Here is a 13470-nt window from a genome sequence, read left to right on the forward strand (position 1 = left end):
AAACAGTTGAAACTCACGACGTCTGGAATTGCGTGTATCTCGATCATCATTTCGATTCGTCCTCCCCGTAGACACAAATAGGGAGTGCGTGGCGAAGGAGCCACGCACTCTTCTTCTATTTAGCTGCCATACATCACGGCGAAATTCGTCTTGGTCGCCTGCGGCTTAGCTTTAACGAGCTTCATCATGCTCTCCTTTCGCTAACCGCCTCTACACAACCGCTCGGATTGCTGAGGCAACGCTACGTTATGTGCATATTTTCCCTGCGTCAGTAGCCGAATTAGTCGGGAATCTTAATTATTATAATTAAAATTCTTTTCCGGGAAGTGCAGCGATTGAGGTTACCTGTGGGACAGCCAGTTAGAAGAGAGGTTCCATGCTCATTTTCATCGCCACGTGCCTTTACTGTGGGAGACCGGCGAATGTGGTCGGGTCCTTTGACAGCAAGGTCGTGCGCCAACCCGCACCCTTCAGCCAAGAGGGGCTGACGCGCCTGCGTGCTGAGCCGGTCGCTGCCTGATCCGAGAGCAGACTTCAATCAAACCGCTGGCGCTGCGTTCGCGGTCTGTATGCAGACGGCATAACCCTCCTCTGCGGGGAAGGGCGGCCTGCGGAGCACGACCAGCGGGACGTAGTCCCGTCCGAGAGGGGCAGGCGCGACACTGATCTAGGAGGAGCTAGTCAGAACGGTTCAGTCTTATCCGGCACTGAGCTTCCCCCCTCCCGCCCCACTCCGTAGGGCGCGCTCCCCCGCTCAGGTCTACGGGTTATACAGATTTGGATATTCATCTCTGCAAGAGGCGAAATCCTCAATGTTGTTCTCCGAGGCCGCTGAACAGAGACCTTTCGCCGTGTCCCTTGCTTCTGGCCAGCGCAGCCGCGGGACAAGAAATTTCCCACCTGTATAACTCGTTGCCCGCAGAGGGGGAGAGTTCGGGCGCGAACCTCGATGCTTCAGCGGCCCGCGGTTCGCTTTACTTACCCCAGAACGACGGCGAGCCCCCCGGCCGGAAAACCCCCGCCTCGCCCCACGCACAGCACCCGTTCGCCCGCGTGCCGCGCGATCGCCTCAGCCACGGTCTCGGGGGCGGTCGGCGCCCCGGGCGTCTCGCTCACCACCACGGCCCGCAGTGCCACCCCGTGCCGGCGCAGGGTCTCGACCGCCGTGAGCGCGTGGCTGATCGACCCGAGATAGCTCCCGGAGACCAGCAGCGCCGGTACTCCCAGGGCCTTCAGCCAGGCGAGGCCCGTCGCGTCGGCGGTGAGCGGGCTCATCAGGCCGCCGACGCCCTCCACGAGCACGCTCACCTCCGGCGGCGCCGCGTCGATTCGCGCGCGGCACCATGCGACGAGGTCGGAGAGCGCCAGCGAGCGTCCCTCCCTGGCCGCGGCGAGGTCCGGGGCGAGGGGGGCGGCGAAGCGCCAGGGCGTCGTCGCCGCCACCGTCTCCTCCGTCACCGGCAGGTCCTGCGCCGCCAGGAGCCGGGCGGTGTCGCTCTCGGCGAAATCCGGATCACCCAGGGGCGGCAGGCCGCTCGCGACCGGCTTGAGCGCGAGGACGCGCCGGCCGCTCTCCCGCAGCGCCCGGGTCAGGGCCGCCGTGACGTAGGTCTTGCCGATCTCGGTGCCGGCGCCCGCGATGAAGAGCGCGCTCACCGGAGGGCCCCGAGATCGTCGAGCGCCTGCGCCAGGGCGTCGACCTCCGCCTCCGCGTGGGCGGCCGAGAAGGCGACGCGCAGGCGCGCGGTGCCGGCCGGCACCGTCGGGGGCCGGATCGCCACCACCAGGAAGCCCCGCGCCTCCAGCGCCCGCGACAGGCCGAGCGCCGCCTCCGCCTCGCCGACCCGCACCGGCACCACGGCGCTCTGCGCCTCCGGGAGCCCGAGCCGGGCGGTGAAGCGGCGGGCGAGGGCGAGTGGCCGGGCGGCCCGCTCCGGCTCGGCCTCGATCAGCCGCAGGGCGGCCAGCGCCGCGGCCGCGGAGGCGGGGGGCAGTCCGGTCGTGTAGACGAAGCTGCGCGCGCGCGAGGTCAGGAGGTCGACCACCGGCCGCGAGGCGCAGAGATAGCCGCCGTAGCTGCCGAGCGACTTCGACAGGGTGCCCATCTCCAGCGGCGCCGTGGCGTCCGGCCCGACCACGCCGAGCCCGTGGGCGTCGTCGACCAGGGTCCAGGCGTCGAAGGTCTGGGCGAGGGCGAGGATCTCCGCCACCGGCGCCCGGTCGCCGTCCATGGAGAAGACCCGCTCGGTGAGGATGAGCGCGTGACGGGCGCTCCCGCGCTCGCGCGCCAGGAGTTCCTCCAGGTGGCCGAGGTCGTTGTGCCGGAAGGGCAGGGCGCGCGCCCCCGAGAGCCGGAGGCCCGCCCACATGCAGGAATGGCCGAGTTCGTCGATCAGGATCAGGTCGCCGGCCCCGGCCAGCGCCGGCGTGATGCCCAGATTGGCGAGGTAGCCGCTGCCGAAGACGAGCGCCGCCTCGTGACCTTTCCGCGCCGCGAGCGCCGACTCGAGCTCGGCGAGGGTCGGGTGGTTGCCGGTGACGAGGCGCGAGCCGCCGCTGCCCGCCCCGTAGCGGTCGAGGGCGGCACGGGCCGCCGCGACCACCTCTGGGTGCGTGGCGAGGCCGAGATAATCGTTGCAGGAGAAGGAGACGACGGCCCGCCCGTCCCGCTCGGCGCCGGCGCCGCCCGTGCGGGCCGTTCCGACGAGGCGGCGGCGCAGACCCGCCGCGTCGAGCCCGGCGAGCTTTCCGGTCGCGAAGGCGTCGAGGCTGGGCGTGGGGGAGACCGGCATGGCGGCGCTGTGGGCCCGGGGGAGGGCGGGTGTCAAGCGGATCGCGGGATGTGGTCAGCCCACGCTCCCCTGGAGGCGTTCCCGGACCGTGGCGACGAAGGTCTCGGCGACACGAACGGCACGCATCGCCCGCTCCGGCGTCACCGTCAGTCCGTCTCCGATCCCATAATCCGCGATCTCCTTGTAGCGGTACGCCGTCGAGAGCGACGACGCCAGGTCTGGAGGCACGCGCAGGTCCGGCGCCACGCGATGGAATTCGGCAATGACACCGTTGTGGGTCTTCACGATCTTGTCCGCCGCCTCGAAGATCGCGGCCTGCGCCGCCTGGAATTGAGCGAAGTAAGCAAGCCTGCCGGCCTCGTCGTGGATCTCGATCGCCAGGATGCGTCGGGCCTTGTCGAGGGCCGTATCGGCCTTGGCGAGGAACGCGACCGTTTCCGGCTTCACAGGGGACGTCCCTGGTGGCGGATCTCGTGCAGGATCGGGGTGCGCTTCGGCCAGTCCTCGGCCGGGAAGAGTTGGGTCCGGATATCCGCCCCCGTTCTCTGCCGCAGAGCCGCCGCGATGGCGTCGATACGGTCGATCTCGGCCCAGGGCTCGCCCAGGTCGGACAGGAACAGCGCCACGTCATAATCGCTGTCGGGCCGCGCGTCGCCCCGTGCGCGCGAGCCGAACAGGAGGACGCGCGCGATCCGGTCGCCGTAGGCGTCCCGGAGCGCCTCGCGGAATTCCGCCAGGATCGGGTCGTCGGCCCCGTTCGGCAGGGTCATGCGGCGCCTCTCACCTCCTCCACCACCATACGCCAGCGCCGGTCCCCGCGCACCGGCCTCACGCCGCGCGCACGGTGTCGAGGAAGCGGCGGATCTCGTCCGAGAGATGGTCGGAGGAGCGCGACAGCCCGGAGGCCGCCTCCAGCACCTGGCCCGCGGCCGCGCCCGTCCCCTCGGCCGCATCGGCGAGCCCGGCGATGGTGGCCGTCACCGCACCCGTCCCCTGCGCCGCCTGAGAGACGTTGCGCACGATCTCCTGGGTCGCGGCGCCCTGCTCCTCCACCGCCGCCGCGATCGAGGATGCGACCACATCGATCTCGCGGATGCGGGCGGCCATGCCGCCGATCGCCGCGACGGCCTGATCGGTCGCCTGCTGGATCTGCGCGATCTGTCCGGAGATCTCGCCCGTCGCCCGCCCGGTCTGCCCGGCGAGTTCCTTCACCTCCGCGGCGACGACCGCGAAACCGCGGCCGGCCTCGCCGGCCCGCGCCGCCTCGATCGTGGCATTGAGCGCCAGCAGGTTGGTCTGCCCGGCGATGCCGGCGATGACCTCGACGACGCTGCCGATCCGCCCGGCGGCCTCGCTGAGGGTCTCGACCAGGGTGGAGACCTGGCCCGCCTCCTCGGAGGCGGTGCGGGCGAGCTCGGCCGAACTCCCGACCTGCCGCCCGATCTCCGCCACGGAGGTGCCGAGCTCCTCGGCCGCGGCCGCCACGGTGGCCACGTTCGACGCCGCCTGCCCGGCCGCGTCCGCCGCCCGGGTCGACCGGTCCGCCGTCTCGGCCGCGTGGCCCGCCATGCCCTGGGCGCTGGCGCGCAGCTGCCCGGCCCCGGCGGCGACGCCCGCCACGATGCCGCCGACCGCCTCCTCGAAGCGCGCGGCCACCGCCCGCAGGCCGTCCCGGCGCCGCAGCTCCCCGTCGGCGCGCGACCGCGCGGCCTCCTCCTCCAGCGCCCGCGCCCGCACGAGGCCGCCGCGCAAGACCTCGACCGCGCGCGCCATCGCGCCGATCTCGTCGCGGCGCTCGGTCCCCGCGACCGCGGCGTCGATCCGCCCGTCGGCGATGTGCCGCATGCTCCGCTCCAGGCCGGCGAGCGGCCGCATGGCCCGGCGCAGCCCCAGCCCGAGCATTCCGGCCCCGGCCAGGACCAGGAGCAGCCCGGTGCCGGCCGCCCGCCGGGCGGTCGCGTCCAGGGCCGCGAGGTAATCCGCCTTCGGCACGCCGACGAAGAGGATGCCGACGACACCGCCCCCGGCGTCGAGGATCGGCTCGTAGGCCGTGAGGGTGGCGGTGCCGAGCACGTCCGCCTCGCCGCGGAAGGGTTCGCGCCGGCCCAGCACGGCGTCGCGCACGGGCCCCTGGGCGAGCGCGGTCCCGGTTGCGCGGCGCCCGTCCGGGCCGACGATGGTGGTGGCCAGGCGCGTGTCGCCGAGGAAGACGGTGGCGTGGCCGCCCAGGATCGCGCGGACCCGGTCGACCGCCGGCTCGGCGGCGTCGATCCGGTGCGTGCCGACGCGGAGCACGCCGTCCACGAGCGAGAAGGCGGACGACCCGCCCTCGTCCGCGAGCGTCGCCCGCAGCAGTCTCATGTTGCGGTCGAGCGCCTCGCCGGCGCGGCGGGTCATGTCCGCCCGCAGGTCGACCAGCATCAGGGCGAGGGCTCCCGCGCAGGCCAGGACCATGACGGCGATGCCGATCAGGCTGATGCGGGTTGTCAGGGACAGGGTGATCGCCCAGGAGCTGCGCTTCGACATGGTCCTCTCGACACGGAGTGAGGCGGCAGGCTCCCCAACCCCAGCGCGCGGCAACGCACTGCAGATCCACGCAGGTGTACCTGCACGCCGAAGGAGCCTCTTCATGCATGACCTTTGGGCATCAAGCCTTAAGACGAAATGCACGCGCGTGTCCGCGCCCCGGAAATTGTCCACGGCCGCCGGGTGTCGGCGCGCCATGGATCCTCCTTACGAAGAGGAAGACCGCGCGGGCGCGACGCGGATGCCGGCCCGGACCGGCGGCGAGGCGGGACCGAAGGCCGGGATGGCACTCGTCGCCCCCGTCCGCGATCCGGATTTTCGTTGACTCCGTCAACCAACCGGCCGAGATGAGGGGGCGTCGGAGGACCCGCCATGACCGTCCCGTCAGTTCGCACCGAGGATCCCGTCGCCGCCATCCGGGCGTTCAACCGCTTCTACACGCGACAGATCGGCCTCCTCGACGAGGGACTGCACCGCAGCGCCTTCTCCCTCACCGAGGCGCGGGTGCTCTACGAGCTCGCGCATCGGGACGGGCTCACAGCGAGCGACCTGCGCGACGATCTCGGGCTCGATGCGGGCTATCTCAGCCGCCTGCTCAAGCGCTTCGCCGCCCAGGGGCTGGTCGCGCGCGCGCCCTCGGCGCAGGACGGGCGCCGCCACGTGCTCGCCCTGACGGAGGCGGGCCGCGCGGCCTTCGCGCCCCTCGATGCGGCCTCCCGGCGCGAGGTCGCCGCCCTGCTGGCGCGGCTGTCCGGACCGGACCAGGCGGCCCTGGTGCGGGCGATGGGCACCGTGCGGCGCCTCCTCGCCGAGCCGCCCGCGCCCGTCACCCTGCGGCCGTTCCGTGCCGGGGACACCGGCTGGATCATCCACCGCCAGGGCCGCCTCTACGCGGAGGAATACGGCTTCGACGACAGTTTCGAGGCGCTGGTCGCCGGGATCCTGGCGGGCTTCGTGGCGTCGCACGACCCGGACCGCGAGGCCGGCTGGGTGGCGATGCGCGGGGACGAGCCGGTCGGCAGCATCTTCCTGATGCGCCAGTCGGACGCGGTCGCGAAGCTGCGGCTCCTCTCCGTCGAGGCGGCGGCGCGGGGGCACGGCACCGGGGGGCGCCTCGTCGAGGCCTGCCTCGCCTTCGCCCGCGCGGCCGGCTACCGGCAGGTCACGCTCTGGACCAACGACGTGCTCGTCCCGGCCCGGCGCCTCTACGCGCAGGCGGGTTTCCGCCTCACCGAGAGCGCCCCGCACCGCTCCTTCGGGCAGGATCTCGTCGGCGAGACCTGGATCCTCGACCTCGCCGCCGCTTGACAGAGCCGCCCCGCCGACCGACTGCGCGCCCATGAGCGAGCCCCGCGACGATCGCCTCTGGCGCCCCTACACGCAGATGAAGACCGCCGCCCCGCCGCTGCGGGCGGTGCGGACGCGGGGCAGCCGCATCCTGCTGGAGGATGGGCGCGCGCTCGTCGACGGCATCGCCTCCTGGTGGACGGCCTGCCACGGCTACAACCACCCGCACATTCGGCAGGCGGTGGCGGCGCAGCTCGACGCGATGCCGCACGTGATGTTCGGCGGCCTCACCCACGCCCCGGCCGAGACCCTGGCGCGCCGCCTCGCCGCCCTGCTGCCGGGGGACCTCGACCACGTCTTCCTGTCCGATTCCGGCTCGGTGGCGGTGGAGGTCGCCCTGAAGGCGGCGGCCCAGGTCTGGCTGAACCGCGGAATCCAGGGCCGGTCCCGCTTCGCCGCCTTCCGGGGCGGCTACCACGGCGACACGATGGGGGCGATGTCGGTCTGCGACCCCGAGGAGGGGATGCACCGCCGCTTCGGCCGCTACCTGCCCGAGCAGGTCTTCTTCGATCTTCCCGACACGCGCGAGCGGGAGGCCGCCCTCGACGCGGGCCTCGCCCGCCACCGGGACACGCTGGCCGGGGTGATCGTCGAGCCGCTGGTGCAGGGGGCGGGCGGCATGCGCATGCACACGCCCGAGGTGCTGGCGACCATCGCCCGGCTCGCCCGCCGCCACGGCCTGATCCTGATCCTCGACGAGGTCTTCACCGGCTTCGGCCGCACCGGCACGCTGTTCGCCTGCGAGCAGGCGGGCGTGGTGCCGGACCTGATCTGCCTGTCGAAGGCGCTGACCGGGGGCACGATGCCGCTCGCCGCCACGGTCGCGACGACCGAGATCTTCTCGGCCTTCCTCTCGGACGACCCGGCCGCGGCGCTGATGCACGGGCCGACCTTCATGGCGAACCCGCTCGCCTGCGCGGCGGCCAATGCCAGCCTCGATCTCTTCGCCGAGGAGCCGCGGCTCGCCCAGGCGCGCGCCATCGCGGCGCGGATCGAGGAGGGGCTCGCCCCCCTGCGCGGACGGCCCGGCATTGTCGACGTGCGGGTGAAGGGGGCGATCGGGGCGGTGCAGCTCGCGCCCCCCCTCGACCTCGCCGCGCTGAAGGCGGCCTTCCTGGCGCGCGGCGCCTGGCTGCGCCCCTTCGGCGACATCGTCTACCTCACCCCGGCGCTCACCATCGGCGAGGAGGATCTCGGCCTGCTCCTCTCGGCGATGCGTGAGGTGCTGGGGGCTGCGTAAATCGAACGGGCTCGCAAGGCATTGCCGTTGCTGCGAGATTTGAGGCAAGTACTTGTGACAATCATGGCGTGGGGAACCCCTCTCCCGTGCGGGAGAGGGGCAGGGGTGAGGGTCCAGGTGGTTCAGCAAGTATTCTGACGTGTACCGCTGCCAGCACGACCGTCTTCGCTTGATGACGGTCCGGTCCGGGGCCCTCACCCCTACCCCTCTCCCGCACGGGAGAGGGGATCCCGCGGGTCTCCTCGGCTCCGTTCAAGCGACTGCGAAAGAAGCACTTTCTTGATGCCGGCAGGCGAAGTGTGAACACGCTAGCCCGTCCCGAAGGGCCATCCATCCATGGTTGAATGTCGTCGCCGCACTCCTGCGTCACGCCAAGCACCTCCCCTTTTCCGGACGAGAGCAGCGCCAGCGGAAGGAGGTTCGGAAACCAGATGATGGATCGCCGCGAAGCGGCTCCGAATGCCAGCAACGGTGTTGAAAAGCAGCCGCTTCGCGTCTTCTTGCGCTGGTTTCCGGGTCGCATTCCGCTGACGCTGCATGCGCGCAGGCCCGGAACGGACCCGAAAAGGGGGAGAGTTGAACGCGGCCCTGCGAGCCCTCTGATGGCCCCGCGCGTGGGTTTCCATCCAGGGCGTGGGCCGCGCGGTCGGTGTCAGGCGGTGGCGCGGCCCGGGACCAGCGTCTCCGCCACTGCCGCCGGGCTCGCGAAGAGATGGGCGGGGCGCAGGGCGGCGAGCGCGTCCGGCCGGGTGTAGCCCCAGGCGACGGCGCCGAAGGCGAGCCCGCAGGCCGCCGCCGCCTCGGCGTCGCGGATCTCGTCGCCGAGGCAGATCACCCGCTCGGGCGGCACGCCGCTCGCCCGCACGACGGCGCGGAAGACCCGCGCCTTCCCGAACAGGGCGGCGCCGCACTGGAAACGCCCGATCCGCGCGGCGTTGCCGGGGCCGAGCACCCGGCGCACCGTCGCCTCGCGGTTCGCGGTCACGAGCGCGAGCGCCACGCCGCCGGCGTCGAGATGGGCCAGCATCGCGGGGATCTCGGGAAAGAGCGGGATCCGGGCCGCGTCGCGGGCCGCGAGGTCACGCATGTGCCTGGCGATCAGGGGCAGCTTCCAGCGCGGCACGTCGAGGCGGCGCAGGATCGCCCGCGCGCCGAGGGCGCGCAGCGCGTCCGTCTCGGCCGGGTCCACGCGCCGGAACCCGTAACGGTCGGCGACGCCGTTCAGGACGCCGCAGAACCACGGGAAGCTGTCGGCCAGCGTCCCGTCGTAATCGAGGATCGCGAGCCCGTAGGGGTTCGCGACCGGTCGGCTCACCGGCAGTAGCGGGGCAGGCGCCGCTTCCAGCGCTCGCCGATTCGCAGCTCGTCCTCGCGGCGCTTGGGGCGCACGATGTCGGGCCGTGCCGGCTCGGACCGGCCCGCGTCGTCGACTGGGGGCGGGGCGGGGAGAGGCGCCGCCGCGGCGGGCGCCGGGGCCTGCACGGCGGGCGGCTCGTCCGGCCAGTCCTCCGGCCAGACGAAGCCCTGGTGGGTCGGGGCGGGGGCGGGCTTGCGGGTCGGCGGCCGGCCGGGACGGCGGCGGAACACCGGCTCGTCCTCCTCCGTCTCGGGGACGGGCGGCGGGGGCGGCGGCTCGGGCGGCGCGATCAGGCTGGGCAGGACCCGCCGGGACCCCGCGGAGGGAGCAGCCGCCGGGGCGGCGGCCTGCGACCGCGCGGGAGGCGCGGCGGGGTCCGCGTCGAACCGGCCGGACTGGGTCGCGGCCGCCGCCTCCTCGATGAGGCCGGTGCCGGCCCAGAGGGTGTTGTGCGGAGATTTCGGCGCGGCCTCACTCGCGGCGAGGGGGGAGTTGCGCGTACGTTTGATCTCGACCGTGAATGACGGTCTCGCGCGATAGCGCGTCATCGAGTGTCCTGAAGCGGTCTGTTCGGGATAGGGTCCGCCGCATGATGCGCGAACGCCTGCACCCTCACTTAGGATGAGACGCGTCACTTGTCCATGCGGGGCGTTGATAAAGTGTCAAAGCGTGAGATTTGGAGCACAATCGCGCGGTCAAGTCCCGCCGCTTCCGCGGGGGCAACAAGTTCACGGACGGTCGTCGGGCGCGCCGCCCGGCCCCGCGGCCGTCCGGAGGAGGGAGGCGCATGAACCTCTTCGTGCTCACCGGAGCCGGCATCTCGGCCGAGAGCGGGCTCGGCACCTTCCGCGACCGCGGCGGGCTTTGGCACCGGTTCGACCCCGCCCGGCTCGCCACGCCCGAGGCCTTCGCGGCGGATCCGGACGAGGTCCACGCCTTCTACAACCTGCGGCGGCGCGGGGTGCGCGAGGCCACCCCCAACGCCGCCCACCGGGCGCTGGCGCGGCTGCAGGCGGCGCTGCCCGAACGGGGCGGCGGCCTGACCCTCTGCACCCAGAACGTGGACGACCTGCACGAGCGGGCCGGCGCCGCGGCGGTGCTGCACATGCACGGGGAGATCCTGCGGGCCCGCTGCCTGTCCTGCGACGCCGAGATGGCGTGGGCGGAGGACCTGTCCGTGGCCACGCCCTGCCCGGCCTGCGGGCGGGCCGGGGGTCTGCGCCCGGCCGTGGTCTGGTTCGGCGAGATGCCGCTCCATCTCGACGCGATCGACGCGGCGCTCGCGGCGGCCGACCGCTTCGTCGCCATCGGCACCTCGGGGGCGGTCTACCCGGCGGCGGGCTTCGTCGCGCGGGCGCGCGGCCTCGGGATCCCGACCCACGAGATCAACCTCGACCCCTCCGACACCGCCCATATCTTCGACAGCGCCGCCTACGGGCCGGCCACCGAGACGGTGCCGGCCTTCGTGGCGCAGGTGCTCGGCGAGGCGTGACGGGACGCGGTCACTCCCGCCGCAGGGCCCGGCCGGAGCCCGGCGGGGGGAACCCGGCCGTGGCGGCCCGCGCGAGCGCTTCCGCGACGGCCGCGCGGGCCCGCTCGACCGGCGCGTCCTCATCGCGGCGCAGGTCGAGATCCGCCTCGGGCGCGGCGAGGATCTCCTCCTCCAGCGCGGCCGTGAGCCGCGCCAGGGCGAGGTCCGGCCGCCAGCCCCGCATCCGTCCGGTCATGGCCATCCTCCCGGGGCGAGGCGCGCGAGCGCGCGGCGCAGGCGCCGGCGCGCGGTGTCGTAGGCGGTCTCGGAGAGGCCGTGCCGGGCCCGGATCTCGGGCGGCGCGAGCCCCTCGGCGAGCCCGCCGAGGATCGCCAGCACGGCCGCGTCGCCCCGGAAGCCCGCCGTGATCGCCTGCAGGGCCTGGGCGGCGGCGAGGATGCGGTCGGGATCGGCCTCGGCCCCCGGGTCCGGCGCGGCCTCGACCTCGTCGGCCGCCGCCGGCACCACCACGCGGGCCTCGCGCCGCAGGCGGCGCCAGTGGTCGTGGCAGAGGCTGCGCATGCAGCCGGCGAGGAAGACCGGCAGCGGCAGCCCGGGCGGGCGGCGCCGCGCCCCGCTCAGCGCCCGCAGCACCGCCTCCTGCAGCAGGTCTCCCGGATCGACGCCCGGCAGCGTGCGGGCGTGGAGCCGGGCCACCGCGTCGAGCCGGGCGAGGTCGGCCTCGGACAGGGCGGCCAGCGCCTCGGCCAGGTCCGTATCCTCGGCCAGGTCCGTGTCCTCGGCCTCGCCGGGGGTCTCGTCGGCGTCGATGCGGCTCGTTCTCACCGCGGGATCACCCTCCACTCGGAGGTCTTACGCCCGGGAGCCGCCCGCGCGGACGGGCCGGCCAAATCTTTTCGCGCACGTCCGCGCCGTCGCGTCCCGCGCGCCCTCTCGGGTGGGACGCTCCCGGAGAGGACCATGGTGACGGACGACGACCTCCGCGCGGTGCGCCGCGCCTTCGCCAGGCAGGTGGCCCACGCGGCCGGGGCCGAGGATCCGCGGCTCGAAGCGGCGCTCGCAGTCGTGCCGCGGGAGCGCTTCCTGCCGCCCGGCCCCTGGCAGCTCGCCAGGCCGCCCCGCGGCTACCGGCCGACCCCGGACGCGGACCCGGTCTTCCTCTACCAGGACGTGCCCGTGGGCCTGCGGCCGGAGCTGAGCCTCAATACCGGCCAGCCCTCCTTCGTGACCTGGCTCATCGGCCTCGCGGCCCTGCGCCCCGGCGACACCGCCGTGCATGTCGGCTGCGGCGCGGGCTACTACACGGCGATCCTGGCCCGGCTGGTGGCGCCCGGCGGCGCGGTGCTGGCGATCGAGCGGGAGCCGGACCTCGCGGCGTTCGCGCGGGCCGCCCTCGCGGACCTGCCGCAGGTGCGCGTCGTCGAGGCGGACGCCACCGCGATGGACCTGCCCGCGTCCGACGCGATCCTGGTCAATGCCGGCCGCGCCCGCCCGGCCGATCCCTGGCTCGACGCCCTGGCGGAGGGCGGGCGCCTCGTCATGCCGCTGACCGTTCCCCGGGAGTCGGGGCCGATCCAGGAGGGGCTGATCCTGCGCATCGTGCGGGAGGGCGACGCCTATGCGGCGCGCTGCCTGGCGGGCACGATGATCTACCCCTGCGCGGGCGCCCGCGATCCGATGGCCGAGGCGCTGCTCGCCGCCGCCCTGGCGCGGGGCGGGGCCGCCCGGGTCACGCGGCTGCACCGGACCGACGCCGTTCCGGAGGAGACTTGCTGGCTGCGGATGCCGGGCTTCAGCCTCACCTGCGAGTGAGGGCGGGGCGCAACGTCCCTTGCCCGCGCCGCTCCCGGGAGGCAGAATGGTAGAAAAACGGCATCCTGTCTTGCTGGGACGCGAACCATGAGCCTCAACATCAAGGATCCGGAGGCCCATCGCCTCGCGCAAGCCATTGCCCGAGAGACCGGCGAGACGATGACCCGCGCCGTCACGGAGGCCCTGCGGGACCGCCTCGCGCGGATCGAGCGCCGGAAGGGGCGGGCCAGCGTCGCCGAACTGCTCGCCATCGCCGACCGCGCGGCGGCCCATGTCGAGCGGCCCTACGCGGCCCATGGCGACCTGCTCTACGACGACGATGGCCTGCCGCGATGATCCTCGACACCTCGGCCCTCGTCGCCATCCTGTATCGCGAGCCGGAAGCCGAGATCTTCGTCCGGCGCATCCACGAGACCGAGACCTGCCGAATGAGCGTCGCGACCTGGGTTGAGCTCGCGCTCGTCGTTGAGCGCCAGCTCGGTCCGGACGGAATGCGCCAGGCGGAGGCTTTCGTGCGCCGCGCCGGCATCATCATCGAGCCGGTGACGCTGGAACAGGGCGACCTGGCCCGCCAAGCCTTCCTCGATTTCGGCAAGGGCCGTCACAAGGCCGGCCTGAACTATGGCGATTGCTTCGCCTACGCCCTCGCCAAGGCCGCCGGCGAGCCGCTGCTGTTCAAGGGGAACGACTTCGTCCTTACGGATCTGGTCGCAGCGTGACAGGCGGGACCGGCGCACGGGACTGTGGTGGGCCGGGGCAGAGGCCGCGCCGGACGACGGCTTCGCACGGGTCGGGCTCACCGAGGTGCTCGCCGACACGGCACCCGACAATCCGCGGTCGCAGGCCGTGATGGCGCGCCTGCGGTTGCGGCGCGATCCCTCCCGCGACTTCACAGCGGATGACG

At 73.2% G+C, this 13470-nt stretch carries 15 protein-coding genes; 6 read left to right on the forward strand and 9 right to left on the reverse strand.

Features of this window, described 5'->3' with window-relative positions:
* Positions 1-978: 978 nt before the first annotated feature.
* The 5 genes from bioD to ACW9J6_RS14830 are packed head-to-tail and all read right to left on the reverse strand — an operon-like array spanning position 979 to position 5318.
* Positions 979-1656: a dethiobiotin synthase gene (gene bioD, locus ACW9J6_RS14810; RefSeq protein WP_457117250.1), complete on the reverse strand. Its 678-nt coding sequence runs from the start codon at positions 1654-1656 to the stop codon at positions 979-981.
* Positions 1653-2792, reverse strand: a complete 1140-nt coding sequence (locus tag ACW9J6_RS14815) for an aminotransferase class I/II-fold pyridoxal phosphate-dependent enzyme (protein WP_457117251.1) — start codon at positions 2790-2792, stop codon at positions 1653-1655. The genes bioD and ACW9J6_RS14815 overlap by 4 nt, the downstream gene beginning before the upstream one ends.
* 54 nt (positions 2793-2846) lie before the next feature.
* Positions 2847-3239, reverse strand: a complete 393-nt coding sequence (locus ACW9J6_RS14820) for a HEPN domain-containing protein (RefSeq protein WP_457117252.1) — start codon at positions 3237-3239, stop codon at positions 2847-2849.
* The gene (locus tag ACW9J6_RS14825) at positions 3236-3562 is read right to left on the reverse strand and encodes a nucleotidyltransferase domain-containing protein (protein WP_457117253.1); all 327 of its coding nucleotides are present in this window, start codon (positions 3560-3562) and stop codon (positions 3236-3238) included. Before ACW9J6_RS14825 ends, ACW9J6_RS14820 begins: the two co-directional genes overlap by 4 nt.
* 58 nt (positions 3563-3620) lie before the next feature.
* Positions 3621-5318: a methyl-accepting chemotaxis protein gene (locus tag ACW9J6_RS14830; protein ID WP_457117254.1), complete on the reverse strand. Its 1698-nt coding sequence runs from the start codon at positions 5316-5318 to the stop codon at positions 3621-3623.
* A 372-nt stretch (positions 5319-5690) separates the two neighbouring features.
* Between ACW9J6_RS14830 and ACW9J6_RS14835 the strand changes: the two genes are divergently transcribed.
* Complete coding sequence (locus ACW9J6_RS14835; protein ID WP_457117255.1) at positions 5691-6626, forward strand: bifunctional helix-turn-helix transcriptional regulator/GNAT family N-acetyltransferase; 936 nt, start codon at positions 5691-5693, stop codon at positions 6624-6626.
* A 31-nt stretch (positions 6627-6657) separates the two neighbouring features.
* The gene (locus tag ACW9J6_RS14840) at positions 6658-7905 is read left to right on the forward strand and encodes an adenosylmethionine--8-amino-7-oxononanoate transaminase (RefSeq protein ID WP_457117256.1); all 1248 of its coding nucleotides are present in this window, start codon (positions 6658-6660) and stop codon (positions 7903-7905) included.
* Positions 7906-8557: 652 nt separating this feature from the next.
* Here the strand turns inward: ACW9J6_RS14840 and ACW9J6_RS14845 are convergent.
* Complete coding sequence (locus ACW9J6_RS14845; RefSeq protein ID WP_457117399.1) at positions 8558-9226, reverse strand: HAD hydrolase-like protein; 669 nt, start codon at positions 9224-9226, stop codon at positions 8558-8560.
* Positions 9217-9810, reverse strand: a complete 594-nt coding sequence (locus tag ACW9J6_RS14850; protein WP_457117257.1) for a hypothetical protein — start codon at positions 9808-9810, stop codon at positions 9217-9219. The genes ACW9J6_RS14845 and ACW9J6_RS14850 overlap by 10 nt, the downstream gene beginning before the upstream one ends.
* A 239-nt stretch (positions 9811-10049) precedes the next feature.
* Between ACW9J6_RS14850 and ACW9J6_RS14855 the strand changes: the two genes are divergently transcribed.
* On the forward strand, positions 10050-10754 hold the full coding sequence (locus tag ACW9J6_RS14855) for an NAD-dependent deacylase (RefSeq protein WP_457117258.1): 705 nt from the start codon (positions 10050-10052) through the stop codon (positions 10752-10754).
* 10 nt (positions 10755-10764) lie between these two features.
* Here the strand turns inward: ACW9J6_RS14855 and ACW9J6_RS14860 are convergent, their stop codons facing one another.
* A complete protein-coding gene (locus ACW9J6_RS14860; protein ID WP_457117259.1) occupies positions 10765-10989 on the reverse strand; it encodes a hypothetical protein in 225 nt (74 codons plus the stop codon).
* Positions 10986-11579 carry an RNA polymerase sigma factor gene (locus ACW9J6_RS14865; protein ID WP_457117260.1) on the reverse strand — a complete coding sequence of 198 codons (594 nt, stop codon included), beginning with the start codon at positions 11577-11579 and terminating at the stop codon, positions 10986-10988. The genes ACW9J6_RS14860 and ACW9J6_RS14865 overlap by 4 nt, the downstream gene beginning before the upstream one ends.
* A 135-nt stretch (positions 11580-11714) precedes the next feature.
* Here ACW9J6_RS14865 and ACW9J6_RS14870 point away from each other — a divergent pair, with 135 nt between their 5' ends.
* From ACW9J6_RS14870 to ACW9J6_RS14880, 3 genes are all read left to right on the forward strand, one after another.
* Complete coding sequence (locus ACW9J6_RS14870; protein WP_457117261.1) at positions 11715-12566, forward strand: protein-L-isoaspartate O-methyltransferase family protein; 852 nt, start codon at positions 11715-11717, stop codon at positions 12564-12566.
* Between the two features lie 87 nt (positions 12567-12653).
* A complete protein-coding gene (locus ACW9J6_RS14875; protein WP_457117262.1) occupies positions 12654-12902 on the forward strand; it encodes a type II toxin-antitoxin system VapB family antitoxin in 249 nt (82 codons plus the stop codon).
* Positions 12899-13285 (forward strand): type II toxin-antitoxin system VapC family toxin, encoded by a 387-nt coding sequence (locus tag ACW9J6_RS14880; protein WP_457117263.1) that lies wholly within the window; start codon positions 12899-12901, stop codon positions 13283-13285. Before ACW9J6_RS14875 ends, ACW9J6_RS14880 begins: the two co-directional genes overlap by 4 nt.
* Positions 13286-13470: the final 185 nt, after the last annotated feature.

Source organism: Methylobacterium sp. JK268, assembly GCF_054052225.1.